Source organism: Shewanella sp. MSW (assembly GCF_007636515.1).
Taxonomy (GTDB): Bacteria; Pseudomonadota; Gammaproteobacteria; order Enterobacterales; family Shewanellaceae; genus Shewanella; species Shewanella indica.
The window spans coordinates 26,934-51,763 of sequence record NZ_LVDR01000003.1 but is presented as its reverse complement, the minus strand read 5'-3'; the positions used below and the strand labels follow the sequence as shown (position 1 = coordinate 51,763).

Here is a 24,830-nt window from a genome sequence, read left to right as displayed (position 1 = left end):
ATATAGGCGCCGTTTTTACTGCTCAGTTTCAAGCTGCCGGAGGTGCCTCGGCGCGCTCAGCCTTGACGGCACACACCTTGAACTCGGGAATGTGAGCCACGGGATCCAGCGCATTAATGGTTAGCTTGTTGGCCGCGGCTTCCACGAAATGGAATGGCAGGAACAGCACCCCAGGCTGAGCCCGGCGGCTGACAAAGGCCTGAATGAATATCTCACCACGGCGGCTTTCCAGTTTGAGCCAGTCGCCCTTGCCGACGCCCAAACGCCCGGCATCCTCAACCGAGATCATCACTCTGGGGGAGCCGAGTTCGTCCAGTCCGGCGGTTTTACGGGTCATGGTGCCGGTGTGGAACTGCTCCAGCAGGCGTCCGGTCGACAGCATCAAGGGGTAATCACCGTCCGGCAGCTCAGCCGGTAAACGATAATTGACCGGCTGCAGTCGCCCTTTGCCGTGAGTAAAGCTGTTGCGGTGCAATACCCGGGTACCCGGATGTTGCTCATCTGGGCAGGGCCACTGCAGCCCGGCCGGGTTATCCGTGGTTCTGCGCCAACTGATCCCGGCGTAGCTGGGGGTCAGGGCGGTGACTTCCTGCCAAATTGCCTGTTCATCGCCATAGTGCCAGTCGGCGCCCATGGCATTGGCCAGCAGCTGTAGTATCTGCCAGTCCGGACGGGCACTACCTGGCGATTGCAAGGCGACTTCCAGTCGTTGAACCCGGCGCTCGGTATTGGTGAAGTGGCCGCGCTTTTCGGCAAAGGCCGCTGCCGGCAATACCACATCGGCCATTTCGGCGGTTTCGGTGAGAAAGATATCCTGTACTACCAAAAATGGCAGCTTTTTCAGCGCTTTGAGCACATGGGCTTGGTCAGGGTCGCTCAGTACCGGGTTTTCGCCCATGACAAACAGGCTCTGCAGCCTGCCATCCAAAATCGCCTGCATCATATGAGAGGCTGGAATACCTGTCTCAGGACTCAGCTTATCTGTGCCCCAGGCCCGCGCCAGTTTCAGCCGCGCAGCATCGTTATCCAGACGTTGATAGCCGCTGAAATAGTTGGGCAGGGCACCCATATCACAGGCACCCTGGACATTGCTCTGGCCGCGCAAGGGGTTGATCCCGGCGCCGTCGAGTCCGAGGTTGCCCAGCAATAGCTGCAAGTTGGCAATGGCGGTGACATTGTCATGGCCTGTGGTGTGCTGGGTGATCCCCATGGCGTAGTAGAGAGCGGTCTTTTGGGCTGTGCCCAGCATTTTGGCCATGGCCGCTATTTCGCTGCTGCTGACACCTGTCACCCTGGCGGCTTGCTCCAAGCTGTAATCCGGGCGCAACAACTCTTCGCGCAAGGCCTCAAAGCCTGTGGTGCGGCTGCGGATATAGGCCTTGTCATGCCAGTCGTTGAGCAGTATCTGCTGCATGATGGCGTTGAGCAGCATCACATCTGTGCCGGGGCGATGACGCACAAACAGCTCGGCGCTGTCGGCTATGCTGACTCGCTTGGGATCGGCGACCAGGAGTCTGGCCTTGCCGCGATTGACAACCGACTTGATCCTCGAGGCTATGATGGGGTGAGCGCAGTCGGTATCCGAGCCCAGGATAAAGATGAGATCTGAATCCTCTATGCCGGGAATATCATTGGTCATGGCGCCGCTGCCGAGGGCATCGTAGAGCCCGGTGACAGTGGAGGCGTGGCACAGGCGGGCGCAGTGATCTATGTTGTTGCTGCCGATAACGGCTCTGAACAGCTTTTGCAGCAGGAAGTTTTCTTCATTGGTGGCTTTGGCGGATGCCAGTGCACCGAACGAACTCGGGCCAAACTGTGCCAATTGATCTTGCCAGTGGGCGGCAATATAGCTGATGGCCGTTTGCCAGCTACAGGATTCCAACTTGCCGTTACGGCGTATCAGTGGCTGAGTCAGGCGCTCTTCACTGTTGATAAAGTCGAAGCCGAAGCGGCCCTTGACGCAGAGCATGCCCTGGTTCACAGGTGAGCGCACATCACCTTCGGCCGCCAGGATACGATTCTGGCTAGTGTCTACCTTGAAGCGGATGCGACAACCCACGCCGCAATAGGTGCAGATGGTGCTGGTCACCTTGGTATCGGGTGCTTGTCCTTGGGTCTTGTGGCGGGCATCGACCAGAGCACCGGTCGGGCATACCTGCAGGCAGTTGCCGCACTGAACACAATCGCTGTCGGCCATGGAGACGCTGAAACCGGCTCTGGGGGCCCGGCGTTCGCTATTGCCTCCCGGTAGCGCCGAGAATTGGTCGGCCTCAAAGCTGATGGCCTTGTGGCCGCTGCGACTGTGGCAGATGTCAACACAGGCGCCGCAGCTGATGCAGCGATTGGCGTCGAAACGGATAAAAGGCGCACTCAAGTCCTGGGCAAAGTGTCTGGCCAGCAGCGCCGAGTCGCCACTGCTATCTTGCTCTAGCAAGCCCTGGCTGCTGACCTTGTATTCACTGGCGTAGTCTCGCAGGCGACAGTCCATATTGGCCTGACAGCCGCATTCGAGGCAGCGTTTGGCCTCGGCTTCGGCCATTTGCGGCGTCAGTCCCAGCTCCACTTCGGCAAAGTTACTCAGGCGCTCGGCCACCGGCAGTTCCGGCATCTTGACTCTGGCACTTTTCACCTGTGAGGGGAAAAGACCTTTGGGTAAATCCTGTTGGGACTTGAGCCCTATAGCCTTGCTGGCATTGAACGCCACCGGCGTCAGTGGGCAACTGAGCCCCTGATTGAACAGGGCATCTATGGCCTCGGCGGCGCGGCGACCATCGGCGACCGCTTCCACCGCAGTGGCGGGTCCGCGGCGTACATCACCGATAACAAACAGTTTTTCCAGCCCTGTACTCAGTGTGATGTCGCAGCCGTTGATCGTATTCCAGCGGCTGAGCGCCGGAGCGCCTTGCAGCAGACGGTTTTCGGCCTGTTGCAGAAAGGCCAGATCCGGTGATTGGGACACGGCGGCGATCAGGGTATCAAACTCGCAGTCGAAGGTTTCGCCGCTGGGCTGAGGTCGGCGGCGGCCGGAGGCATCCGGTTCGCCTAAAGACATTTTTTCAAGCGTGACTCGTGCAAGACGGCCGTCACTGCCGGCATGGTTGGCCACAGGATTGGTCAGTAGTAGGAAGTGGATCCCTTCCTGCTCAGCTTCATGAATTTCAAAGGCTTCGGCCGGCATCTCCTCTTTGGTACGCCGGTAGATCAGGGTCACTTCGGCGCCGAGGCGTCTGGCGCTGCGGGCACAATCTATGGCGGTATTGCCGCCGCCGACAACGGCTACCTTTTTACCTGTGACCAGCTGGTGGTCCATTGCCAGATCTTTAAGGTAGTCGACCCCGAGATAGCAGCCGGGCAGGTCACTGCCAGGATAGTCGAGTGGCACAGCCTTTTGCGCGCCCATCGCCAGACAGAGGGCATGATACTCCTCGGCCAGTTTCGGCAGCAGGATATGCTCGCCTATGACTGTGTTGGTGTGAATGCGAATGCCGCTGCGCTCCAGCAGAGCTATCTCTTTATCGAGTATTGCCTTGGGCAGGCGATACTCTGGAATGCCGTATCTTAGCCAGCCACCGGCCTTGGGGGCGGCCTCAAAGATGTCCACTTCATGGCCCTGATTGGCGAGGAAAAACCCGGCGCTGAGCCCGGCGGGACCGGCGCCGATTATGGCGACCTTCTTGCCGCTGGGGTCGGCCTTGGGCGGCTGATAGGGTTCGGCATCGGCCAAATCCAGATCGGCGGCGTGGCGTTTTAGCTGACGTATTGCCAGTGGCTCATCGATTAGGGCGCGGCGACAGGCGCTTTCACAAAATGCCGGGCAGACCCGGCCGATAGACAGCGGCAGAGGCAGCGTCTGCTTGAGGATCCGCACCGCTTCTGTGTGGTTGCCCTGACCTATATGATATAGGTAAGACTGCACATCAACGCCTGCCGGGCAGGCTTGCTGGCAGGGGGCTTCGCAATCGGCGAAGTGATCTTTCAGGATCTGTTTCAGCACTTGCTGCCGATGACTGTGCACTGTCTGGGTATGATTCTTGAGCTGCATTCCGGCGATTGCCGGAGTCGAGCAGGCCAGCAGCGGTCTGTCACCGTCGACCATTACCTGGTCAACTCGGGTCAGTTGGCACAGGTGTTGATCGGCGCCTTCTGTGGTAGCCGCGTGTGCGTCTGTATGGTGACACAGACAAGGAATGTCGATGCCGGCCCGCCGGGCCGCCTGCAACAGGGTCTCGCCCTCAAAGGCGCTGACGGCCTGGCCGTCGATATAGATCTCAAACATGGGCAGCCTTGTTATTTGCTCACCTCGATGGCGGTGAAGTAGGGACTAATTAAGCTGATAACCATGCAGTATATCGATCGAGTGAGTTGCTTCATTGAGCTGGAACAGGCTTTTGCCGGGGAATTCACAAAGCTTGGCGAGTCTGTGCACTTGTCTGAAAAATGGATTTTACTCAGTGTGATCTGGCTCGGCAGGAGATCTTGCTGACAGATATCTGCGCACTAAACTGAGGTGAAGTTGTCGCTTGGGATTTCAATGCGTCAGTCGGGAAAAGCACGCTGGAGTATGTTGCTATTTGGTTGAGGTATGAAGAATACCGGTAGCAGATTCGAGATGATTTGCTCTTGAAAAGGGTACGCATCATTGGCTCGAAGGCCTAGTTTTTGCTGAAAAATCATTGACTCCCTGACAATGGAAATTTCAAATAGATGGCTGCAGGTATCGTTTGTCATTGAAGGCTGCTGCTCGGCATGATCACCTGATTCATTTGTTGATTAAGTTGGCATATTTGATTTTTTGTCACAGTTTTTTCACCGCGGAATTCGCTAGAGTGTGTCAGATGTTTTACCGGAACCGGCTCTGAATGCAGTACCGGCGAAAAAAAATCAAGCTTCTGCCTGCAGTGGCATAGGTTTCAGCGGCTGCTTGGGTTAAAATCCCTCGTTTGCTACGTCCTTAACACCAAAGAAAGTTGAAATCGCATGTTTGAAGTCAATCCGGTAAAAAACAAAATCAAGGAGCTTGCCGACCGCACAATGCTCCTTAGGGGGTATCTTTGACTATGACGCCAAGAAAGAGCGTCTGGAAGAAGTAAGCCGCGAGCTGGAAAGCTCCGAAGTATGGAATGAGCCAGAGCGCGCTCAGGCCCTGGGTAAAGAGCGCTCGGCGCTGGAAGTTGTGGTTAAGACCATAGACGATATGGATGCGGGCCTCGAAGATGTCGAAGGACTGCTGGAGCTGGCCATTGAAGAGGAAGATGAAGAAACCTTCAATGATGCCAACAGTGAACTGGGCGATCTGGAAAAGCGCCTGGAAGAGCTGGAATTCCGCCGTATGTTCTCGGGTCCACAGGACGCTTCCGACTGCTATCTGGATATTCAGTCCGGCTCCGGCGGCACCGAAGCGCAGGACTGGGCCAATATGGTGCTGCGCATGTATCTGCGCTGGGGTGAAGAACATGACTTTAACCCTGAACTTATCGAAGTCTCAGACGGCGATGTGGCCGGTATCAAGAGTGCCACCATCAAGTTCAGTGGTGAATACGCCTATGGCTGGCTGAGAACCGAAACCGGCGTGCATCGCCTGGTGCGTAAGTCGCCCTTCGACTCGGGTGGTCGCCGCCATACCTCATTCTGTTCTGTGTTTGTTTACCCTGAGATTGATGATTCCATCGACATCGATATCAATCCGGCCGATCTGCGTATCGACGTGTACCGCGCTTCGGGTGCCGGTGGTCAGCACGTTAACAGAACTGAATCTGCGGTGCGTATTACCCACCTTCCGACCAATACCGTGGTGCAGTGCCAGAACGACCGTTCACAGCACAAGAACAAAGACACAGCAATGAAACAGTTGAAAGCCAAGCTGTTTGAGTTGGAAATGCAAAAGCAAAACGCCGAGAAGCAGGCGGCGGAAGATGCCAAGTCGGACATCGGCTGGGGCAGTCAGATCCGCTCCTACGTGCTGGATGATTCCCGCATCAAGGATCTGCGCACCGGGGTGGAAACCCGTAATACCCAGGCCGTGTTGGACGGTGATCTGGACAGATTTATTGAAGCCAGCCTGAAGTCCGGGCTGTAACAGAGAAGAAGCGGAAAATGACTGAACAAGTATTGGATGAGAACAAGCTGATCGCGGAACGTCGCGCCAAGCTGGAACATGTACGCCAGGGCTGCCCGGCCAATGGTCACCCTAACACTTTCCGTCGCAGCCACAAGGCTGCCGAGCTGCAGGCGCAGTTCGCCGATAAGAGCAAAGAAGAGCTCGAGTCTCTGGGCTTCAAGACCGCCATTGCCGGTCGGATCATGGCCAAGCGCGGCCCCTTCCTGGTTCTGCAGGACGTATCCGGCCGCATTCAGGCCTATGCCGGCAAAGAAGTACAGGCTGATCTGAAAGAACGCTATCAGGGCCTGGATATCGGCGACATAGTTGGCGTTAAAGGCACTCTGCACCTGTCCGGTAAGGGCGACCTGTACGTTAATATGGAAGAGTATCAGCTGCTGACCAAGGCGCTGCGCCCGCTGCCTGAGAAGTTCCACGGTTTGACCGATCAGGAAACCCGTTACCGTCAACGTTATGTTGACCTGATCGTCAACCAGGATTCCCGTGATGCCTTCGTCATGCGCTCCAAAGTGGTTTCAGCCATACGTAACTTTATGGTGAAAAAAGAGTTTATGGAAGTGGAAACCCCTATGATGCATGTCATCCCGGGTGGTGCCTCCGCGCGTCCATTTATTACTCACCACAATGCGCTGGATATCGACATGTATCTGCGTATTGCGCCTGAGCTGTACCTCAAGCGTCTGGTTGTCGGTGGTTTTGAGCGAGTGTTCGAAATCAACCGTAACTTCCGTAACGAAGGTCTGTCGCCACGCCATAACCCAGAATTCACCATGATGGAATTCTATATGGCCTACGCAGATTACCGCGATCTGATGGATCTCACCGAAGAGATGCTGTCTTCCATCGCTCAGGATCTGCTGGGTGACACCAAGCTGCCTTACGGCGAGCACAGCATAGACTTCGGCGGCCCTTATGCCCGCATGAGCATGCTGGAAGCGATTCAGCACTACAACCCAGACAACGCCACAATTCAGGCCATGACCTATGAAGAGGTCAAGGATCTTGAGTTTATGCGTAAGTTGGCTAAAGACGTAGGGCTGGAAATCGAATCTTTCTGGACCTGTGGTCAACTGCTGGAAGAGATCTTCGGTGAAACCGCCGAGCCTAAACTGATGCAGCCTACCTTCATCACCGGCTACCCAGCGGACATCTCGCCACTGGCCCGTCGCAACGATGACAACGACTTCATCACCGACCGCTTCGAGTTCTTTATCGGTGGTCGTGAAGTGGCCAACGGCTTCAGCGAGCTCAATGACGCCGAAGATCAGGACAACCGCTTCAAGGCTCAGGTTGAAGCCAAGGATGCCGGTGACGATGAAGCCATGTTCTATGATGCCGACTATATTACGGCGCTGGAACATGGTTTGCCACCAACAGCCGGTCAGGGCATAGGTATCGACCGTCTGGTGATGTTGTTTACCAACACTCACACCATTCGTGACGTGATCCTGTTCCCGGCCATGCGCCCACAGGCTTAAGTTCAGTCGCTCGAATTAGTCGAGTCTATGTAATGAAGAAGCCGGCCAAGTGCCGGCTTTTTGTTTCCTGTTTTTAGGGCGATTCAGTGCACTCTGGCCCCTTGGCCAGCACAATCCGGTTGCGGCCCTGTGCTTTGGCTTGGTAGAGGGCTGCATCGGCCCTGGAAACCACGGCATCTATATCGGTATCACTGCACTGAAACTCGCTCAGGCCACCGCTGATGCTGGCGCATTCTTCGGCAATACCCAAGGCTCTGAGGCGCCGGGCACACTCGCTTCGCAAACGTTCTGCAATCGGTTGCGCCTGCTTGGCAGCAGTGTGGGGCATAAGGATGACAAATTCATCGCCGCCGTAACGGGAAGCGCTATCCTGAGCCCTGAGACCGGCCAGGCAGACCTCTCCCAGGGTGACTATCGCCTTGTCGCCCATCAGATGGCCAGAGCTGTCGTTGAGTTTCTTGAGGTTATCGAGATCGAAGATCAATATGCTGGTTGGGGTTCGGTAACGTTGAAATAGGGTTAGGTTTTCTGTTAACAGTTTGAGCAACTTTCGGCGGTTGTATAGTTGAGTGAGCGGATCGCGCTCGCACCTTTCCCTGAGCTCCAGCTCCAAATAATGACGGCGGGTAATGTTGCTGGCGACCCAAATTACGGCATCTTCACCATCGACTTGAAAGTCCAATGCTTGGATCCGACCTTCAAACCAGATGGATTCAGTGGGGCCTTGCTCTGTGAGCCCCATAACATCGTTGCCGCTCAGGCTGTATTCCACCACCCTGAGGCGGCGGCTCAGCAAGGCTTGCGCTATTTGGCTCAGAAACCACTCGCACTTGGGGGGTTGGATGACCTGGGAGATGTATTGCCCTATCAAGGCCGTGCCGTCGTGATAGTAGCGACTGTCGGCACCTCCCAGTACCGCGGCATAGCGGCCACTGCGGGTCAGAATAAATACCGGATCCGGTAAAGCGGCGAAGATAGATAAGGTCTGGGACAGAGAAAACATCTTGTCTCCTCCTGGTTTTTTGATTTTATCTTAGTCCAATATATTGAATTTACGGGGCAAAATCGATTTTTTCTGCAGAAACTATACTGAAGATCTCGGTGTTGTTGTATCCGAGTTCAACCTGGAGGCTGGTTTGATGAAAACTTCAGCTTTAATGTTAACCTTGACTCTTTCTTCCTTCGCCGGTGTTGCCCATGCTGCACTTACGGAAGCGCAACAGATGATGTTGGATGACGCCCTGAGCGCTGCGCCGCCCACCATACGCGCCAGTGTTACTGTTGTCGATTGGGATAAAAACGTGTTGCAACAGGGAGATGGCAGCTACACTTGCTTTCCTACTCCGCCGCAGCTCAAGGGAACGGCTCCTATGTGTATGGACGGCCCTTGGATGGAATGGGCTAATGCCTGGATGGAGAAAAAACCTTTTCAGGCCAATGCAATAGGTATTTCCTACATGTTGGCCGGTGATGGAGGGGCCAGCAATATTGACCCGTATGCGGAAATGGAAACCGCGGATAATCAATGGATAGTCGAAGGACCACACCTGATGATTCTGGTGCCGGATCCCGCCATGCTTGACAGTTTGCCGACAGACCCGGCGCAAGGTGGTCCCTATGTGATGTGGAAGGGCACCCCTTATGCCCACATAATGATCCCGGTCGGAGCCAGAAAATAAAAGTTGATAGTACCAAATGCCGTTCACTTTAATTAAACGGCATTTTTTATGTTTATGGGATCAGAAACTTGCTTGTCAGAGTTCCAGGCCCAGTTGTTTGCTGTGATTTCTTGCATCTTGGGGCTGTTGCAACACAGCTAGAGGTTGGCCGTGTTTGGCTTGCCAACGGTCACTGAGCAGACGCTGTAGACTTATGGCCAGCTCAGGTGCCCGGGCATTATCCGGGGTGTGGATGAACAGATAGGGTTGGCGCCCCTCCTCCAGCCATTGGCATAGCTTGTCCAGCCAAGGCTTGAAGAAACCTTGATTGACCTCGAGCTCCGGGTGGCCGATAAAGCGAACTGTGGGATAGCGACCGGTGGCTATGGCATGTACCGGCACTCTGGGTTTCTTTTCATGGGCGTCGATGACGGCGGCACTGTTTGGCGGCGCGGCAAATACCGGCCGGGTGTCCATTATGATGCGGTTGACCGAGCGCTGCAGCAGCAAGCGATTGAGTCGACGCTCGGTTTCTCCCTTGGCAAAGAAGGCCGGGTGGCGTACCTCGACCCCGAGAGGCAACTCGGATGGCAGTTTGCCAAGAAAGGTGTTCAGCGTCCCCAAGGCGTCAGGGCCAAAATAGCCGGGCAACTGAATCTTCCACAGGCCTGTCTTGGCAAACAGTGGCGACATCACCTGCAGGAACTGCTTGAGTTCATCGTCACAGTGCCTCAGTTGCAACTTGTGAGTGATCTCCTGCGGCAGTTTAAAGGTAAAGCGAAAGTCCTCACCCACGGCATCGCGCCAGTTACTGACATTGTTTGCCGATGGGGTGGCATAAAAGCTGGTGTTGCCCTCTACCGTATTGAAAACCTCGGCGTAGCGCGCCAGACGCTCGGCCTGAGGTGTCCCCCTTCCATAAAGGCTTCGCTGCCACTGGTTATGGGACCACATGGCCAGTCCCAATCTCAGCTCTGGTATCTGTTGCTGACCGCTCACCACGGGCTCCGTCAAATGGGTCTCCGGTGCTATTGTGTCTGCGGTCCCTGGCAGGGTCAAGAGTACCGCTGGCACTATGACTGCCACAAAATGCACAGAATTTCAGCAGAGTTTGAGTTAATAATATATTGAGTTTGCAGTGCTTATTTATGCTTACATATAATGAATCGGTGCATTGTAACCTCAGTGCTCACTGACATAAGGACAGGATGTCATTAAATTGGTTCTACACCGACCCGCATTAGCCTATTCCATTCAAATTAAGGATGATTTATGCCTGATACCCAGAGTGCCTCAGCGCAGGATGAGCCGTCGTTCCTGACTGTGACCCTTGCTGACTTACCCGCCGATATTCAATTGAGATTGCCGACAGATAATGCGCCGAGCGCAATAGCCAGGTTGGCCTTGGGGGTATTACTGCTGAGTGCCTCGATTCTCTGGTGGCTGCTGGATGACGCCAGTGCGCTGCAAATAGGCAATCCCATGATGGCCAATCTGCTGGCGCTGGTTGGAATCTTGCTGGGCAGTGCCAGTTTTATCAGTGGCAGAAGCGCAATGCAGCAAAGGCAGCAGTGGCGCCAACAGGCCCTGGAGCAGCAGTTGGATCAGCGAGTCGTTATCAGTGAGCAAGAGATCCCCGAAGGGTTTGACCTGGTTTTTTCCCAGCTGTCAGCCAGTTGCTTTAGAGTGTCGCTGGAACCAATCAACTGAATGTTGAACCAAGAAAAAACGCAGCCTGAGCGCTGCGTTTTGTGTTTAAAGGTTGGCCCTGGGCGCTGTGCTGGAGCTTCTCCAGTTTATTGCCCCTTGGTTAGCCTATCTTGGTCAGTATCCCGGCCATTTGCAGCAGTTGGCTGAGAATAATCACCACCCCGCACAGCGCTGCCAGCATGAGTGCGGGTTTACCACCAGCGACCCGGTAGCTGCCTGCCGGCATAGGATGGAGCCGCTGTTTCCAGACCATGGCAACGGGCAGGAACACCGCCAATATCACCAAAGCTATCGCCGCATAACCCAGGGCGGCCATAAAGCCCTGAGGGTAGAAGAGGGCAAACCCCAGTGGTGGCAAAAAGGTGATGGCTGCAGTTTGCAGCCTATGGCCGGCACTGTCGTTGCGGCGCAAAATATCACCCATAAAATCAAATAGCCCCAGGCTGACGCCCAAAAAAGAGGTGGCCAGTGCCAGGTCGGCAAATATGGATACTGTCTGGCCTATCATGGGGTTATGCAGCAGTTGCCCCAGGCTATTGATGAATTTGGGCAGTTCTTTGGAAGCCATCAATTCGCTTTGGCTCAAAGCCCCCTGACTGGCCAATTGCCAAAGTAGGTAAACCAGCAGCGGCATAGCTGAGCCGACAATCATGATTTTCTTCAGTGCCTTGAGATCCAGTCCCACATAGCGCACCACAGAGGGGATAGAGCCGTGAAACCCGAAAGAGGTGAAGATTACCGGCAGGGCTGAGATGACCAGGCCTTGCTGCAACGGCAGCTCCAGCAAGTACCCCCCTTGGGCGTGGGGCAACAGCAGCGCCAACATGATGACCAGGGCGACGATTTTGAGGGTGAATAGCACCCGGTTGATCATATCGACTGAATGGGTTCCTATGGCGACCACCAGGGCGATCAGCAGGGCAAAACCTATGGCGCCTACCTGTGGCGGCAGCGTCAGGTCGGCATAACGAACCAGCTTATCGTTGAGCTGGGCACCACCACCGGCGATGTAGGCGGCGCACAGGGCATACAATAGAAACATCATTGCCAGGCTGGCCAGTAACTGCCCCTTACGGCCGAGCAGCTTGTGTGCCAAGGTGTGCAAAGTGGCATGAGCGGGGGCATGTTGATGCACTTCCAGCATCAACAGTGCTGTGTAACTCATCAATCCCCAAAGCAATAGCATTAGTATCGAGGCGACCCCGAAACCCAGGCCGGCAGAGGCCAGCGGCAGCGCCAGCATCCCGGCACCAATTGTGGTGCCTGCTATGATCAGCATGCTACCAAAGGTTTTGTTGTTATTCATTTTATTACATTCTCAACAAGCATTTTCGTAATAGGGACCCAGGCTTTGGATTTGTGGGTACCCAAGAGAACCGGAAAGCCGGTAACGAAACCTGACAGCAAAGCCACAGTGGCTCACAGGAGAGGGAGGTTCAGGTCATTATCCCCGCCCAAGCCACTGTGGCTTGGGATAGAGATAAAGCTTGTGTATTGGCCGCATTGCGAATCTCGGGTTGTGTTTATAAACCCAGGCCAAGCGGGCCCGGAAAAGTGTGATTCACCTTAGCGGCGCGAAAAGAGGGTGTCAATGAGTTTGTACTGCTGTAACGGTACGCTGTGACTTGGTTGGCGAAAATTCACTCGGCTGCAGCACTTGAAGCATAAGGGTTTCACTTCAGCGCCAGTTGTTGTCTGACCAGCTCGACCATTGCTTGGGCGGCAAAAGAGAGTGGTTGCCCCCGGCGCCAGAATAGCGATAGCTCCCAGAGCAGATCGGATGCGGCCAGAGGTATGCTGATCACCCCGGCCACCGCATGGCGCTCGGCAATAAAGCTTGGCAGTATCATGGCTCCTGTGCCTGCTGCCACCAGGGCGATACCAAAGTCGGGATGACTGACCCGAGTCACATCTTTGGGGCTGAAGCCGGCTCTCTGGCAGGCATTGATTACCAGCTCATGCAGGGCGTATTCGGGTTCGAACAGTATCTGTGGGATCTCCGCCAACGCCTTGAGGGTCAGCTCTTGACTACCTGCCAGAGGATGTTGTCTTGGCAATACCACCACCATGGGATCGCGGCGGATCCTGATACCATCAAACTCATCCTCAAAGGAGATGATCCCGGTTGCCAGCTCGATTTCCCCTTTCTTGAGGGCCGCGGTTTGCTCTACGCCGCCGCGTACCAATAGATGCATCTGCACCTTGGGATAGCGATTACGAAAGCGGGCGATGACAGGAGCAAAGAGTTCGGCACTGCCGAGAGGGGCCAGCCCCAGATGCAGTTCACCCGAGTTGAGACTGCGCTGCGCCGCCAACTCTCTGAGCATGTTGCGGCGTACATTCAATAGTTCCTGGCCGTGACGGTAGACGACCTCTCCGGCTGCTGTAGGACGTAACTGGCTGCCACGCTTGCCTCTTTCCAAGAGTACAAGATCCAGTTCCTGCTCCAACTGGCGAATGGACTTGGACAGCGCAGGTTGGGTCAGGTGGATCTTTTCCGCTGCCTTGGCAAATCCGCCGGCATCCACTATTTCGATAAAGTAGCGAACAACTTTCAGATCCAATTGAATAACCTTATGGAATGCAAACTATGCTTAATATTCATTTTTTTTATTTATATTGCAAGCCTAGAATAAACACCAGTTAAGTTATTCGGTAAAGATATGCACTCCCTCTGCAAACGCCTTGCTTCCCCTCAAAAAGTGGCGAAAGTCATTTGGCTCCAAGGCAAATACATCAGCGCGACCTTGCTGCAAATTGCAGCTATCTGTTTGCTGGCATGGGCTACTCATGCCTTGGCCGCCACATTGCACTCACCCATTCCCGGCAGTGTGCTTGGGATGCTGGTAGTGTTGTTGGCGCTGGGGCTCAAGCTTATCCCGGAAAAGGCGTTGCAACTGGGGGCTGCCTGGTTGATTGGCGATCTCTTGCTGTTTTTTATCCCGCCGGTGATTTCAGTACTCAAGTATGAAACCTTACTCGAGGAGTATGGTTTCAATATTATGCTGACCCTGGTGCTCGGCAGCGCTTCAGTATTGCTGGGAACCGGCTTTGTGGTGGACAGGGTATTTCGTTTCGAGCGGCGCCTTAATTTGAAACGCCAGTTGGCCAAACATGGAGTGCAAGGGTAACCCTATGTCTCACAGCTTACTTGCTCTCTTGAGTCTGCTGATCACCCTTATCTGTTATTACGGCGCCAAGGCTTTATACCGCAGGCATCGTAGCTGGTGGTTGGCTCCGATATTTTTGGCGCCTTTGGCCGTGCTGGCTGTGGTGTTGCTGTTGGCGATCCCTCTGCCGACCTATTTTGAGTACACCCATTGGCTGATGGCATTACTGGCTCCGGCGACCATAGCTTTCGCTGTACCTATTTACCGCGAGCGCAAGTTAATCCGCCGTTATCCGATCACCATTAGCCTTGGGGTTATGGCCGGACTCATGTTGGGCCTGGTGTCATCCTGGCTGTTGGTCAAGTTGGTGCCTCTGCCGAGCGAACTGAGCCACAGCGTACTGGTACGCTCTGTGTCGACGCCCTTTGCCATGGAGGCCACTGGTGCCTTCGGTGGCGTGCCGGAGTTAACCGCCATGTTGGTGTTGCTCACCGGCGTGATAGGTATGCTGGTGTGTGAGCCGTTGTTCAAGTTGGCGAGGATAAAAACATCTCTTGGGAAAGGGGTGGCACTCGGTGCTTCTGCCCATGGGGCCGGCGCCGCCAAAGCCAGTGAGTTTGGTCAGCAGGAAGGCGTGATTGCCAGCTTGACGATGATCTTTACCGGCATTGCCATGGTGCTCGGCGCGCCCTTATTTGCGTTGATTTTTGTTTGATTTAATCGATTTGGATTCAAGTAGATGACCTGACCACAAGGGTTACTGCCGTTTTTGAGTCTATCCATCACCCGATGGCCTTTTCTTGTGGTGACCGCCTGCATCGTCAGGCGTTTTTCCTGAGCCTCTCAGGTAATATGTTGCTTGATTTGCCGGTGCGCCCCACCGGCTTTTTTTTGCCCATTTTTTGTCCGTGGGACTATCTTCTCCAATCGCGCTCTGCGGGTTTTCTCCTGCTTGCTTTGGTGCTTCTGCTGCCAACTTTCTCTATGGTTTGCCCCTATGATTTTTTCTGTGGCGGTTTTTCTAGCTTGGGGTTGAGTGAGGCGGAAAGTCACTTTGATGACGAAATTAACAAGCAGGATCTGCAGTAAAATGGCAAGCGGCCTAACAAGCTCACTGCTTTGAATTGAAATTCTGGCTGTTAATGCTGTTATTTTTGTATTTTTAGATATATTCACTGATAAATATTTTGTATTTGTTGTGGATTTGTTGTTGTGCTGTGCGTTTGTAAACGGGGTAATCCATAGGGTAAATTTTTGACAAAATTTAAAATGGTTTTAAATCAAGTTTTTATCGTTGGTTTTTGAGGTTCTTAACATGTTGCGGAGGCACTTTTTGAGCATTTTATCATTGAACTTTTGAGTAGCATGTTTCACTATCCCTTCCCAGAGCGAACAGGGATGATAGTTGTGCATCAGGAACGATGCCGAATTGGAACGTACAATGGCAATACTCAAATCTCTTTCCGGACGGATCTTTATGGGTCTGTTCAGCGGCCTGTTATTGGGCTCTGTGGTGCAATATGGGCTGGGGCATATCGGTTTCTTTTCCGGCACCCTGGTTGAGGTAGCCACCGCGGCGGGCACCATGTTTGTCAATATGATCATGATGCTGGTGATGCCGCTGGTATTTGTCAGCATAGTCTGCGGTGTCTGCGAATTGCAGGACCTCAAGAGCTTCGGTCGCTTGGGCGGCAAGACCTTCAGCTTCTATATCATTAATACCCTGCTCGCTATCCTGGCGGCGGTGTGTGTCTCGTTATTGCTGCAGCCCGGTGTCGGAGTGGATATGAGTGGTGGCACGGATGTGGCCATTACCGCGACCGAGTTGCCCAATTTGATCAGCCTGATTGTCGGCATAGTGCCCAGTAACCCTGTCGATGCCTTTATGTCGGGCAACATGTTGCAGGTGATCTTTATGGCGCTGCTGTTGGGTGGTGTCATCAAGTCGCTGGATGACGCCGGCAGCGCAGCGGTTAGAGGTTTTCAAGTCGCCAATGGGATCATGATGAAGCTCATCATGACTGTAATGCAGCTGGCGCCATTTGGAGTGTTTGCGCTGATGTTCAAACTGGGAGCCACTCTGGAAGCCAAAGTTTTTCTCAGTGTACTGGGTTATATGGCCATCATCCTAACCATGCTGCTGCTGTGGATTTTCATTGTTTATCCTCTGGCTGTGGCTGTGTTTACCCCGGTCAGTGCCAAGAGCTTTCGTGCCAAGACCCAAGAGCAGATCCTGTTTTCTCTGTCGACTGCCAGCTCCAATGCCACCATCCCGGTGACTATGCGAACCTTGACCGAAAAGCTTGGGGTCAATAAGGCGGTCGCCGGGTTCGGTGTGCCTTTGGGAGCCACCATGAATATGGGCGGCGTGTCGATTTATATCACTATCGCCATCTTCTTTGTTGCCAACGCCTTTGGTCAGCCAATCTCCAGCGAACAGCTGCCTACTCTGATATTCAGTATCTTTCTGCTGTCTGTGGGCGCCGGCGGGGTTCCAGGTGGCGGTATGGTGATGATAGGCGTGTTAATCCATCAACTGGGCTTACCCGTGGAAGCTTTTGCGATAGTGGCAGCGCTGGACAGAATCATAGATATGGTGTTGACTTCCTGCAATGTGGTGGGCGACGCTGCGGTGTTGACCATAGTGGACCAAACCGAGAAGGGACATCAGACAGAGGCGGTTAACGCCTAATAAAAAATCCGGCTATTTGCCGGATTTTTTTATGTTGCTGGCGTTGTCGCTCGGGACTTAGCCCTTGTAACGCTCGGCGCTTGACAGGATTTCGGCGCGGGCGGCTTCGGCATCTTCCCAGCCATCAACTTTAACCCACTTGCCGGATTCCAGATCCTTGTAGTGTTCGAAGAACTGTTTGATCTGGGCTTTCAGCAGCTCAGGCAGATCGTTCACATCCTGGATATGACCGTATTCCTTGGAGATCTTCTCGTGTGGTACGGCAACAATCTTGGCATCTTCACCTGACTCGTCGGTCATTTTCAGTACGCCAACTGGACGGCAACGGATAACGCTGCCTGGCTGCAGTGGATACTGGGTAGGAACCAGTACGTCTACCGGATCACCATCCAGGCTCAGAGTTTGGTTCACATAGCCGTAGTTGCAAGGATAGAACATAGGCGCAGTCATCATGCGATCCACAAACAAGGCACCTGTGTCCTTGTCCACTTCATACTTGATAGGGTCGTGGTTTTGTGGGATTTCGATGATCACGTAGATGTCATCTGGCAGGGATTTGCCCGCAGGCACTGCATTTAAGCTCATGGAAGTATCCTTAGACTGTGTATAAATCTATTTCAGGTCCAGCCTGAAGTTCAGTGTGGCGCGTATTATAGCGCGATTTGACGGCTTGCCAATGAAAGGCCGCGGTCTTAAGACTAATTGCCAACAGTTCATCTAAGGCTATCTGTCTCAGGCCCTGGCCCATACCGCCAATTCAAGGCTGCCGACCCCGGCAGCCCCAAGCGGCGTTTAGAGTTCAGGCTCGCCGCTGTAATCCTGTTGATGGTACTCGAGGCAGGCATCGACTTCATTGGCCGAGCCCAGAATGACGGCTACCCGCTGGTGAATTTGCTCCGGTTGAATGTCGAGAATGCGCTGATAACCTGTGCTGGCCTTGCCGCCGGCCTGTTCAACCAGCAGTGCCATTGGGTTGGCTTCGTACATCAGTCTCAGCTTGTAGGGCTTATCCGGGTTCTTGTTGTCAGTTGGGTAGGTAAAGATGCCGCCGCGGCTCAATACTCTGTGCACATCGCCCACCATGGCGGCAATCCAGCGCATGTTGAACGACTTCTCTCTCGGGCCGATTTTGCCGAGCAGCAGATCGGCAATATAGGTCTGCATCGGCGCTTCCCAGAATCTCTGGTTGGACATATTGATGGCAAATTCGGCGGTGTCTTTGGGAATACTCACCGCTTCATTGGTTAACAGATACTCGCCGGTTTCCGGATTCAGGGTAAAGAGTTGCACCCCTTGGCCTGTGGTCAGGGCCAACATGGTCGATGGGCCGTAGAGCACATAGGTCGCCGCCAGTTGCTCGCTGCCTTTTTGCAGGAAACTCTGCTCGCTGATCTCCCCCTCGGGTGCCGGCAGCACAGAAAAAATGGTGCCCACCAGCGAGTTGATGTCTATGTTGGAAGAGCCGTCCAGTGGGTCGAAACACACCAGAAACTCACCGCTGTCACCGACTTCAACAATATGATCTTCCTCTTCCGATGCCAGGGCGCGCACTGTGTTTTCGGCCTTGAGGGCATCTTTGAGCATCTCGTTGGTGATCACATCCAGTTTCTTTTGGGTTTCACCCTGAACGTTTTCCTGGGTGGTGGCACCCAGCACACCGGCCAGTGCGCCGTGTCTTACCGCCTGACTGATGGCGACTGAGCTTTGGGCCAGAGTGAGAAGCAATTGGGACAAGGCTGGGGTGACAGCCTGCTGTTTGAGGGTTTGGGCCAGAGTCTGCATCTTGTTTCCTTAAAAGAGGTCTGAGCTTTTTCTGGGACAGGATCATAACCGAGAACCGGCGATATTTCAGCGGCCAATTGCACGGGTTTGCCGATCCCTTGTCAATTGGGGCAGAATGAGGGCTGTTTTTTGGGCTGTGGCCGGATGCCGTGGCTCTTGTCTCTTATAATTCCGGAAATAATAATGAAAAAAACTTGGATGGCTTCGGCGCTTATGGCGATACCTCTGACACTGGCCAGCGGCCACTCCTTCGCTCTGGAAGGTGGCAAAACGCCCTTAACGGTTGAGCGCCTCTATTCTTCACCGGCACTGGCCGGTGCCAGCCCCCGAGGGCTCAAACTCTCTCCCGACGGCAAGCGGGTCACTTACCTGGCGGGCCGTAAAGACAACCAATACTTCTACGACCTTTGGCAGATGGATGTCGCCACAGGTCAGGTCAGTCTGCTGCTGGACGCCTCTAGGCTCGAAGCCGGTGAACTTTCCGATGAAGAGAAGGCCCGCCGCGAGCGGCAGCGAGTGTATGGCCAGGGGATCATGGAATACTTCTGGGCCGACGACAGTCAGGCGTTGCTGATCCCGGCGGCCGGTAAACTCTACTACTTCAGCCTGGTCGATGCCAAGGTGACTCTGCTGCCCACAGGGAATGCCTTTGCCACAGATGCCAAGCTGTCGCCCAAGGGCAATTTTGTCTCCTTTGTGGCCGAGCAAAATCTCTATGTACTCCAGCTGAAAGACCATAAGCTCACGGCGCTGACCCAGGATGGCGGCGGGGCCATCAAGAACGCCATGGCCGAGTTTGTGGCTCAGGAAGAGATGGACCGTATGACAGGTTACTGGTGGGCGCCGGATGAATCGGCCATCGCCTATACCCGCATCGATGAGTCGGGCGTGGAGCTGGTGACCCGCAATGAGATCTATGCCGATGGCATTAAGCTGACCGAGCAACGTTATCCCTATGCCGGTAAGCCCAATGTTGAGATTGCCCTGGGGGTAGTGTCGCTGGCGTCCGGGAAGACTCAATGGGTGGATCTCGGCAGTGAGAAAGATATCTATCTGCCGCGGGTGAAATGGCTGCCGGACAGCAAGCATTTGTCGTTTCAATGGCAGAATCGCAGTCAGCAGCAGTTGGATCTGCGCCAGGTAGACAGCCGCGAGGGCAAAGGCGCCGTGACTCTGGTTTCCGAGCGTAGCGATGCCTGGGTTAACCTCAACCACGACCTCTATTTTCTCAAGCAGCAGCCGGGCTTTATTTGGGCATCCGAGCGTGATGGCTTCAACCATATCTATCTGTTTGATGACAAGGGCAAGGTCAAACGGCAACTGACTCAGGGGAAATGGGCGGTCGACGAGATAGAACACCTAGATGAAAAGCAGGGTTGGGTCTATTTCAGTGGCCGTAAAGACAGTGTGGTCGAGCGCCATCTGTATCGGGTCAGCCTCAATGGCGGTGAGATAGAGCGCATCAGCCGGCGTGGCGGCATGCACAATGCCGTGTTTGCCGACAAGGAATCTGTCTACCTCGACTATTTCAACAGTCTGTCGCAGCCTCCCCAGGTGAGTCTGCACAACCAAAGCGGTGAGCATCTGGCCTGGGTGGAAGAGAACGCGGTCAAGGCCGGACACCCTCTGTATGACTATGCCGGGCTGTGGCAGTTGCCCGAGTTTGGCACCCTCAAGGCCAAAGATGGCAAGGCGCTGCAATACCGCCTGTTCAAGCCGGTGAATTTCGACAGCAAGGCCAAATACCCCGTGGTGGTAAGGGTTTACGGTGGGCCTCACGCCCAGTTGGTGGTCAATAGCTGGAGTGAGCAGGATTACTACACCCAATATCTGTTGCAGCAGGGCTTTGCCGTATTTCAGTTGGATAACCGGGGGTCGGCGCACAGAGGCAGGGCCTTCGAGCAGGTGATCTACCGCCATCTTGGTGATGCCGAAGTGGCAGATCAGAAGACAGGTGTCGATTTCCTGCGCACCCTGCCCTGGGTCAAGGCCGACAGCATCGCCATCTATGGCCACAGCTATGGCGGCTATATGGCGCTGATGAGCCTGTTCAAGGCGCCCGACTACTTCAAGGCGGCCATCAGTGGCGCTCCTGTAACCGACTGGGCCCTGTACGATACCCACTATACCGAGCGCTACCTCGGCCATCCTGACGACAATGCCCGGGGCTACGAGGCCAGCAGTGTCTTCCCCTATGTGAGCAAGTATCGTTCAGGCTTGCTGATGTATCACGGCATGGCCGATGACAATGTATTGTTCGAGAATAGCACCCGGGTATATAAGGCACTGCAGGATGAAGGCAAGTTGTTCCGCATGATAGATTACCCCGGCTCCAAACACTCGATGCGGGGCGATAAGGTGCGCACTCATCTGTACCGCTCGCTGACCGACTTCCTTGAGACAGAGTTGAAAGGCAACTGAGCCGGTAAGCTGAAATTATCTGGAAGCATAAAATGCCGCGCCTCATATGGCGCGGCTTTTTATGCTTCGCCCTCCTTGGGCAACAGGCGTCTGAGCAGCAAGGGGCCGAGCAGGGTGGTGATGGCTATCACCAACACCAATTCGGTAAATACCTTGGCCGGAATGATATCCAACTGCCGTCCCACTTCAGCAAAGACCAAACCGACTTCTCCTCTGGGCACCATGGCGCTGCCGACTATCAGCTTTTGCCGCCAAGTGCCGCTGACCACCAAACCGGCCGCCAGCTTGCCGATAAATGCCAGCAGTATCATCGCCAGCAAGAGCAACAGGCTGTAGGGGCTGAGGTTCAACTGGCTCAAGTCGAGGCTGATCCCCACATAGACAAAGAACACAGGCGCAAACACATCGGTCAGTGGCTGCATCGATTTTTCCAGCTTGTGGGTAAAGGGAAAGGGGTTTTGCAGATACTTCTGCCAGGGCCAGATAAACTGCCTTGATAGCGCCAAACCGGCGACAAAACCGCCGAGCAGCGCCGGGGCGCCAAAAAGGTGTGCCAGCCAGGCAAACAGGCAGATCAGTGTCAGCATGACCACGGCCTCATAGCCAGGGGTTTGGGATTGATAGCTGAGCACTCGTAGCGGGTAAATTAACATCCTACCAAGTGGCGGTGCCAGCAGTAGAAACAGCAGCAGTAAGCCGCAGAGTTTAATGATTGCCAGCGGTGCCAGTTGGCCTTCACTGGCAAAGTTAAACAGCAAACTGAGCAGTATCACCCCGGCAATATCGTCAAATACCGCCGCTCCCAGGATCAGATGACCGGCACTGGATTGTTGCTGGCCACTGTCGCTTAGTACCCTGAGAGAGATGCCTATGCTGGTGGCCGTCAGGGTACAGCCGTAGAAGAGGGCGGCAAACAGCGATAGCTCCAACCAATAGAAGGCAGCCAGGCCGGTGAGTAGCAGAGGAGCGATTATGCCGATAATGGCCACCGCCACCACCTGACGTCCGGCGCTGTAGAGGCGCTGTATCGAGGTTTCGGCGCCAATGGAAAACAGCAACAGTATCACCCCGAGCTCGGCGATATTGGCCAGCACTTGGGTTGGTTCCAGCCAGCCGAGCACTGAAGGACCAAGCAACAAGCCTGCCCCTATTTCCCCCACTACCGCAGGCCAGCCGATACGGTTGCAGCACTCTCCCAGCACGCGGGAGAACAGCAAGATCAGGAACAAGGCGATCAACAGACTATCCATCGACATTGAGTATCCCCCATAGGTGCAATTGTTGATCGGGATCAGTATGGTTTATCCTGCACCAGATTAGAGTCTAAAAAGTAGACAATTACCAGAAAGTTTGGAGAAAACAAATGGGTAAGCTTTTTATCATCGAACAACATGAAGAGGCTAACACTGATGCGATTGCCAAAGGATTGGAGGTAGCGGAATTACTTGAGATGCAACCTCAAGTATTTGCTTATTGCTACGAATATTTCTCTGGTGACGAATATTACAGTCCACGGCTTGCCGGGGCCGCCCAGCAGCGGCTGATGAAGGAGAAGCAAGCCGAGGTGTCGGCTCATCTCAAAAAGTTGGATGCAGAGGATGTGCCGCTGCATATTATCTGGAGCAAGTATCTCTACGAACATGTCAGCAGCCATGCCGGTCGCTATGGCTTTGATATGGTGGTTAAGACAGTGCACCAGAGCGAGCATTTTCTGCCGACCGATTGGCATCTTATTCGCAGCACCAAGGTGCCCTTGATGCTGCTCAGCGATAACCCGATCAAGAAGGCATCCAGTATTTTGATGGCGGTGGATCTCGATGCCAAAAGTCAGCAAAAACAGCGCCTCAATCAACTGGTGTTGCAGCATGGTCGAGAGCTGGCGAAGGCCAGTGGTGCCAAGTTGCATCTGGCACATATTATTCGGGTGCCTAAGGTGATCCGCGATCTCGAGGTGCTTAACCTGCATGAAATGGTCAAGTCGGCCTGGCGCAGACATCAAACCCTGTTGGAATTAACTGGGCTCCCCAAAGAGCAGATCCATATTATTGCCGGCGATCCTGACCTCTGTCTGTATCAGTTGTCCTGCAGGCTCAAGAGCGACTATCTGGTGATTGGTGCACGTCAGCGCCAGGGCTTGATGGGGCGGGTGATAGGCAATACCGCTGAGCAGATTTTGCGGCGCGTACGCAGCAATGTGCTGGTTATCCCAACCGATGAGGAACAGGCAAGCTAATAGCCTGCCTTCTCACAACCCCTTTTTACTGAGGGCAACCAAGGCCTCGGCAGCCGGGGTCAAGGGCAGGTTGTTGCGCCAAATCAGCCCTAGCTGCCAGGTGATTTCACTCGCCATAGGTCGATAGCTGAGCGTTTGCTCGCCGAGCTTGTCGCAGATGGGCTCCGGCAGCAGCGCCAGCCCCATTCCGGCTTGTACCATGGCGCCGAGAAAGTCCCATTGACCACTGCGAAAAGCGATATTCAACGTGACCCCGGCTTCGCGGCTCAGGCGGGTCAATAACTTTGCCAGTGAAAAGTCCTCGTTGTAGAGGATGAAAGGATACTCGGCCAGATCCCGCCATTCTATCGCCTGCTTGCTGGTCAGTGGGTGACCTACCGGCAGACAGACCTTCAGCGGATAACCCTGCAGTGGCGATGAAGACAACTGCTCTCCATGGGTGGTAGGCAGTGCGGTGAAGGCGATGTCCAGGGTGTCGGCGAGTAGTGCCTGCTCACAACCAAAGCCGCCGTATTCATGCATCTGCAACTCGACCGCCGGATAGGTGCGGCGAAACTCGGTTAACAGATCTATGGTCAGACTGCTCATCATGGGGCAGACCCCCAGGCGCAGGTGGCCGGATTTGAGGCCACTTAAGTTACTCAAGTCCTGCTCCATTCTGTGCCATTGACCTATTATCTGACAGGCGCTGGCATGAAATATTTCTCCGGCTTGCGTCAGCTCTACTTTTTGATTACTGCGGATCAAGAGTTGTTGATCCAGAGTGTCTTCCAGACGCTGGATCATCTTGCTCAGGGTTGGCTGAGTCAGGTACAACTGCTCGGCGGCTCGGGTAAAGTTACCGGTTTCCACCAGGGTCAGAAAGCAGTGTAAGGTCTTGATTGGTATGTTCATGCTTATTTGGAATTCTTGCTATGGAATTAATTCATTTTACTAATAGTCATGGCGGCGTTAATTTGATCAGCGTCCCAAGTAAAGAGGAAATATCGATGAAAGCATATCAAGGTTTGTGGGTTAGCTCCCTGTGGCAAACTGCCACTGAGACTCAGGAACACCAGGCCAAGCCAGTCAAAGCCAAGTCCCAGAGTTTCTGGAAGCTGATGTTCCACAAAAAAGCCAAAGCAGTCTAAAGTGACCCGGCCCGTGCCGGGTTTCTTTTTGTCATTTTAACTATTTTGGCATAGTTATATCCTGCATGATGCAAGGTTATTGTAATAGTGGATGCTCCTTGGGCAATTTGCCGCTGATCCACATTACCAGCCTATGTTTCATATTGGGGCCATCTTCTTTGTCCGATGGCAAAGGCCCTATCAGTTTATCCTGCACCAAGAGGCGATAGACGCACTCGACTTTTTCTTTCTCCGGCACCTTATCCCCAAGAGGGGCAAAGCCACGCTTGAGCGAGTATCCCAAACCTATCTCCAACGCCAGTTTCAACAGAGCCGCTTCATTCTTGTGTTTCTTCATCTGTATCGCTCCCAGCTTATCGCCCCCTGCTTGGGCTCGTTTCTAAACTAGCGCAAAGTGGCTGAGATTACACTTAAAAATACTGCGACAACCTAAGGTGCCCTTGTACCTTATTTGAGCATAACTTAAGCTGGTTGGCGGAACGACAACTCAACTTAGGG

The 24,830-nt window shown here is 54.1% G+C and carries 21 protein-coding genes; 10 read left to right on the top strand and 11 right to left on the bottom strand.

Features of this window, described 5'->3' with window-relative positions; all coding sequences use genetic code 11:
* Positions 1 to 28 precede the first annotated feature (28 nt).
* A complete protein-coding gene (gene fdhF, locus AYI96_RS03440; RefSeq protein ID WP_144361010.1) occupies positions 29 to 4,276 on the bottom strand; it encodes a formate dehydrogenase subunit alpha in 4,248 nt (1,415 codons plus the stop codon).
* A gap of 701 nt (positions 4,277 to 4,977) precedes the next feature.
* Between fdhF and prfB the strand changes: the two genes are divergently transcribed.
* Positions 4,978 to 6,076, top strand: a protein-coding gene (prfB, locus tag AYI96_RS03435) for a peptide chain release factor 2 (RefSeq protein WP_162206727.1) whose coding sequence is annotated in 2 segments (ribosomal slippage) — positions 4,978 to 5,052 and positions 5,054 to 6,076 — 1,098 coding nt in all. Because the reading frame shifts where the segments join, the coding sequence is not laid out codon by codon here.
* Between the two features lie 17 nt (positions 6,077 to 6,093).
* Positions 6,094 to 7,596, top strand: coding sequence for a lysine--tRNA ligase (lysS, locus tag AYI96_RS03430; RefSeq protein WP_028779438.1), 1,503 nt, complete (start codon positions 6,094 to 6,096; stop codon positions 7,594 to 7,596).
* A gap of 73 nt (positions 7,597 to 7,669) precedes the next feature.
* Here lysS and AYI96_RS03425 read toward each other — a convergent pair whose 3' ends face one another.
* Positions 7,670 to 8,599: a GGDEF domain-containing protein gene (locus AYI96_RS03425; RefSeq protein WP_144361009.1), complete on the bottom strand. Its 930-nt coding sequence runs from the start codon at positions 8,597 to 8,599 to the stop codon at positions 7,670 to 7,672.
* 136 nt (positions 8,600 to 8,735) lie between these two features.
* On the opposite strand from AYI96_RS03425, the gene AYI96_RS03420 reads away from it, so the two are divergent.
* Positions 8,736 to 9,275, top strand: coding sequence for a hypothetical protein (locus tag AYI96_RS03420; protein ID WP_071476550.1), 540 nt, complete (start codon positions 8,736 to 8,738; stop codon positions 9,273 to 9,275).
* Between the two features lie 75 nt (positions 9,276 to 9,350).
* On the opposite strand, the gene AYI96_RS03415 is transcribed toward AYI96_RS03420, so the two are convergent.
* On the bottom strand, positions 9,351 to 10,208 hold the full coding sequence (locus tag AYI96_RS03415; RefSeq protein ID WP_071476573.1) for a DUF72 domain-containing protein: 858 nt from the start codon (positions 10,206 to 10,208) through the stop codon (positions 9,351 to 9,353).
* Between the two features lie 318 nt (positions 10,209 to 10,526).
* Here AYI96_RS03415 and AYI96_RS03410 point away from each other — a divergent pair, with 318 nt between their 5' ends.
* Positions 10,527 to 10,964 carry a hypothetical protein gene (locus tag AYI96_RS03410; protein WP_071476551.1) on the top strand — a complete coding sequence of 146 codons (438 nt, stop codon included), beginning with the start codon at positions 10,527 to 10,529 and terminating at the stop codon, positions 10,962 to 10,964.
* A gap of 100 nt (positions 10,965 to 11,064) precedes the next feature.
* Here AYI96_RS03410 and AYI96_RS03405 read toward each other — a convergent pair whose 3' ends face one another.
* Positions 11,065 to 12,270: an aromatic amino acid transport family protein gene (locus AYI96_RS03405; protein WP_071476552.1), complete on the bottom strand. Its 1,206-nt coding sequence runs from the start codon at positions 12,268 to 12,270 to the stop codon at positions 11,065 to 11,067.
* Between the two features lie 367 nt (positions 12,271 to 12,637).
* Positions 12,638 to 13,528, bottom strand: coding sequence for a LysR family transcriptional regulator (locus tag AYI96_RS03400; RefSeq protein WP_039035027.1), 891 nt, complete (start codon positions 13,526 to 13,528; stop codon positions 12,638 to 12,640).
* 99 nt (positions 13,529 to 13,627) lie between these two features.
* Here AYI96_RS03400 and AYI96_RS03395 point away from each other — a divergent pair, with 99 nt between their 5' ends.
* Complete coding sequence (locus AYI96_RS03395; RefSeq protein WP_071476553.1) at positions 13,628 to 14,095, top strand: CidA/LrgA family protein; 468 nt, start codon at positions 13,628 to 13,630, stop codon at positions 14,093 to 14,095.
* Between the two features lie 4 nt (positions 14,096 to 14,099).
* Positions 14,100 to 14,789: an LrgB family protein gene (locus AYI96_RS03390; protein WP_083399819.1), complete on the top strand. Its 690-nt coding sequence runs from the start codon at positions 14,100 to 14,102 to the stop codon at positions 14,787 to 14,789.
* A gap of 128 nt (positions 14,790 to 14,917) precedes the next feature.
* On the opposite strand, the gene AYI96_RS03385 is transcribed toward AYI96_RS03390, so the two are convergent.
* A complete protein-coding gene (locus AYI96_RS03385) occupies positions 14,918 to 15,250 on the bottom strand; it encodes a hypothetical protein (RefSeq protein ID WP_144361007.1) in 333 nt (110 codons plus the stop codon).
* Positions 15,251 to 15,521: 271 nt separating this feature from the next.
* Between AYI96_RS03385 and AYI96_RS03380 the strand changes: the two genes are divergently transcribed.
* A complete protein-coding gene (locus AYI96_RS03380) occupies positions 15,522 to 16,766 on the top strand; it encodes a dicarboxylate/amino acid:cation symporter (protein ID WP_144361101.1) in 1,245 nt (414 codons plus the stop codon).
* A 57-nt stretch (positions 16,767 to 16,823) separates the two neighbouring features.
* Here AYI96_RS03380 and ppa read toward each other — a convergent pair whose 3' ends face one another.
* A complete protein-coding gene (ppa, locus tag AYI96_RS03375) occupies positions 16,824 to 17,351 on the bottom strand; it encodes an inorganic diphosphatase (RefSeq protein ID WP_025008962.1) in 528 nt (175 codons plus the stop codon).
* A 207-nt stretch (positions 17,352 to 17,558) separates the two neighbouring features.
* The gene (locus AYI96_RS03370) at positions 17,559 to 18,548 is read right to left on the bottom strand and encodes a class 1 fructose-bisphosphatase (protein ID WP_144361006.1); all 990 of its coding nucleotides are present in this window, start codon (positions 18,546 to 18,548) and stop codon (positions 17,559 to 17,561) included.
* Between the two features lie 183 nt (positions 18,549 to 18,731).
* Here AYI96_RS03370 and AYI96_RS03365 point away from each other — a divergent pair, with 183 nt between their 5' ends.
* Positions 18,732 to 20,969, top strand: a complete 2,238-nt coding sequence (locus AYI96_RS03365) for a S9 family peptidase (protein WP_144361005.1) — start codon at positions 18,732 to 18,734, stop codon at positions 20,967 to 20,969.
* Positions 20,970 to 21,028: 59 nt separating this feature from the next.
* On the opposite strand, the gene AYI96_RS03360 is transcribed toward AYI96_RS03365, so the two are convergent.
* Positions 21,029 to 22,225, bottom strand: coding sequence for a cation:proton antiporter (locus AYI96_RS03360; RefSeq protein WP_071476558.1), 1,197 nt, complete (start codon positions 22,223 to 22,225; stop codon positions 21,029 to 21,031).
* Between the two features lie 107 nt (positions 22,226 to 22,332).
* Here AYI96_RS03360 and AYI96_RS03355 point away from each other — a divergent pair, with 107 nt between their 5' ends.
* Entirely contained in the window at positions 22,333 to 23,202 is an 870-nt protein-coding gene (locus AYI96_RS03355) for a universal stress protein (protein WP_039035019.1), read from the top strand.
* Between the two features lie 12 nt (positions 23,203 to 23,214).
* On the opposite strand, the gene AYI96_RS03350 is transcribed toward AYI96_RS03355, so the two are convergent.
* Positions 23,215 to 24,096: a LysR family transcriptional regulator gene (locus AYI96_RS03350; RefSeq protein WP_071476559.1), complete on the bottom strand. Its 882-nt coding sequence runs from the start codon at positions 24,094 to 24,096 to the stop codon at positions 23,215 to 23,217.
* Positions 24,097 to 24,191: 95 nt separating this feature from the next.
* Here AYI96_RS03350 and AYI96_RS20230 point away from each other — a divergent pair, with 95 nt between their 5' ends.
* Positions 24,192 to 24,332 (top strand): hypothetical protein, encoded by a 141-nt coding sequence (locus AYI96_RS20230; RefSeq protein WP_177192603.1) that lies wholly within the window; start codon positions 24,192 to 24,194, stop codon positions 24,330 to 24,332.
* Between the two features lie 76 nt (positions 24,333 to 24,408).
* Here the strand turns inward: AYI96_RS20230 and AYI96_RS03345 are convergent, their stop codons facing one another.
* Positions 24,409 to 24,669, bottom strand: coding sequence for a DUF5062 family protein (locus tag AYI96_RS03345; RefSeq protein WP_025008966.1), 261 nt, complete (start codon positions 24,667 to 24,669; stop codon positions 24,409 to 24,411).
* Between the last annotated feature and the right edge of the window lie 161 nt (positions 24,670 to 24,830).

Bases quoted from the DNA above. Each gene is read 5' to 3' on its own strand.
- fdhF (WP_144361010.1), bottom strand. From the start codon at position 4,276: ATGTTTGAGATCTATATCGACGGCCAGGCCGTCAGCGCCTTTGAGGGC.
- lysS (WP_028779438.1), top strand. From the start codon at position 6,094: ATGACTGAACAAGTATTGGATGAGAACAAGCTGATCGCGGAACGTCGC.
- AYI96_RS03425 (WP_144361009.1), bottom strand. From the start codon at position 8,599: ATGTTTTCTCTGTCCCAGACCTTATCTATCTTCGCCGCTTTACCGGAT.
- AYI96_RS03420 (WP_071476550.1), top strand. From the start codon at position 8,736: ATGAAAACTTCAGCTTTAATGTTAACCTTGACTCTTTCTTCCTTCGCC.
- AYI96_RS03415 (WP_071476573.1), bottom strand. From the start codon at position 10,208: ATGTGGTCCCATAACCAGTGGCAGCGAAGCCTTTATGGAAGGGGGACA.
- AYI96_RS03410 (WP_071476551.1), top strand. From the start codon at position 10,527: ATGCCTGATACCCAGAGTGCCTCAGCGCAGGATGAGCCGTCGTTCCTG.
- AYI96_RS03405 (WP_071476552.1), bottom strand. From the start codon at position 12,270: ATGAATAACAACAAAACCTTTGGTAGCATGCTGATCATAGCAGGCACC.
- AYI96_RS03395 (WP_071476553.1), top strand. From the start codon at position 13,628: ATGCACTCCCTCTGCAAACGCCTTGCTTCCCCTCAAAAAGTGGCGAAA.
- AYI96_RS03390 (WP_083399819.1), top strand. From the start codon at position 14,100: ATGTCTCACAGCTTACTTGCTCTCTTGAGTCTGCTGATCACCCTTATC.
- ppa (WP_025008962.1), bottom strand. From the start codon at position 17,351: ATGAGCTTAAATGCAGTGCCTGCGGGCAAATCCCTGCCAGATGACATC.
- AYI96_RS03370 (WP_144361006.1), bottom strand. From the start codon at position 18,548: ATGCAGACTCTGGCCCAAACCCTCAAACAGCAGGCTGTCACCCCAGCC.
- AYI96_RS03365 (WP_144361005.1), top strand. From the start codon at position 18,732: ATGAAAAAAACTTGGATGGCTTCGGCGCTTATGGCGATACCTCTGACA.
- AYI96_RS03360 (WP_071476558.1), bottom strand. From the start codon at position 22,225: ATGTCGATGGATAGTCTGTTGATCGCCTTGTTCCTGATCTTGCTGTTC.
- AYI96_RS03355 (WP_039035019.1), top strand. From the start codon at position 22,333: ATGGGTAAGCTTTTTATCATCGAACAACATGAAGAGGCTAACACTGAT.
- AYI96_RS03350 (WP_071476559.1), bottom strand. From the start codon at position 24,096: ATGAACATACCAATCAAGACCTTACACTGCTTTCTGACCCTGGTGGAA.
- AYI96_RS20230 (WP_177192603.1), top strand. From the start codon at position 24,192: ATGAAAGCATATCAAGGTTTGTGGGTTAGCTCCCTGTGGCAAACTGCC.
- AYI96_RS03345 (WP_025008966.1), bottom strand. From the start codon at position 24,669: ATGAAGAAACACAAGAATGAAGCGGCTCTGTTGAAACTGGCGTTGGAG.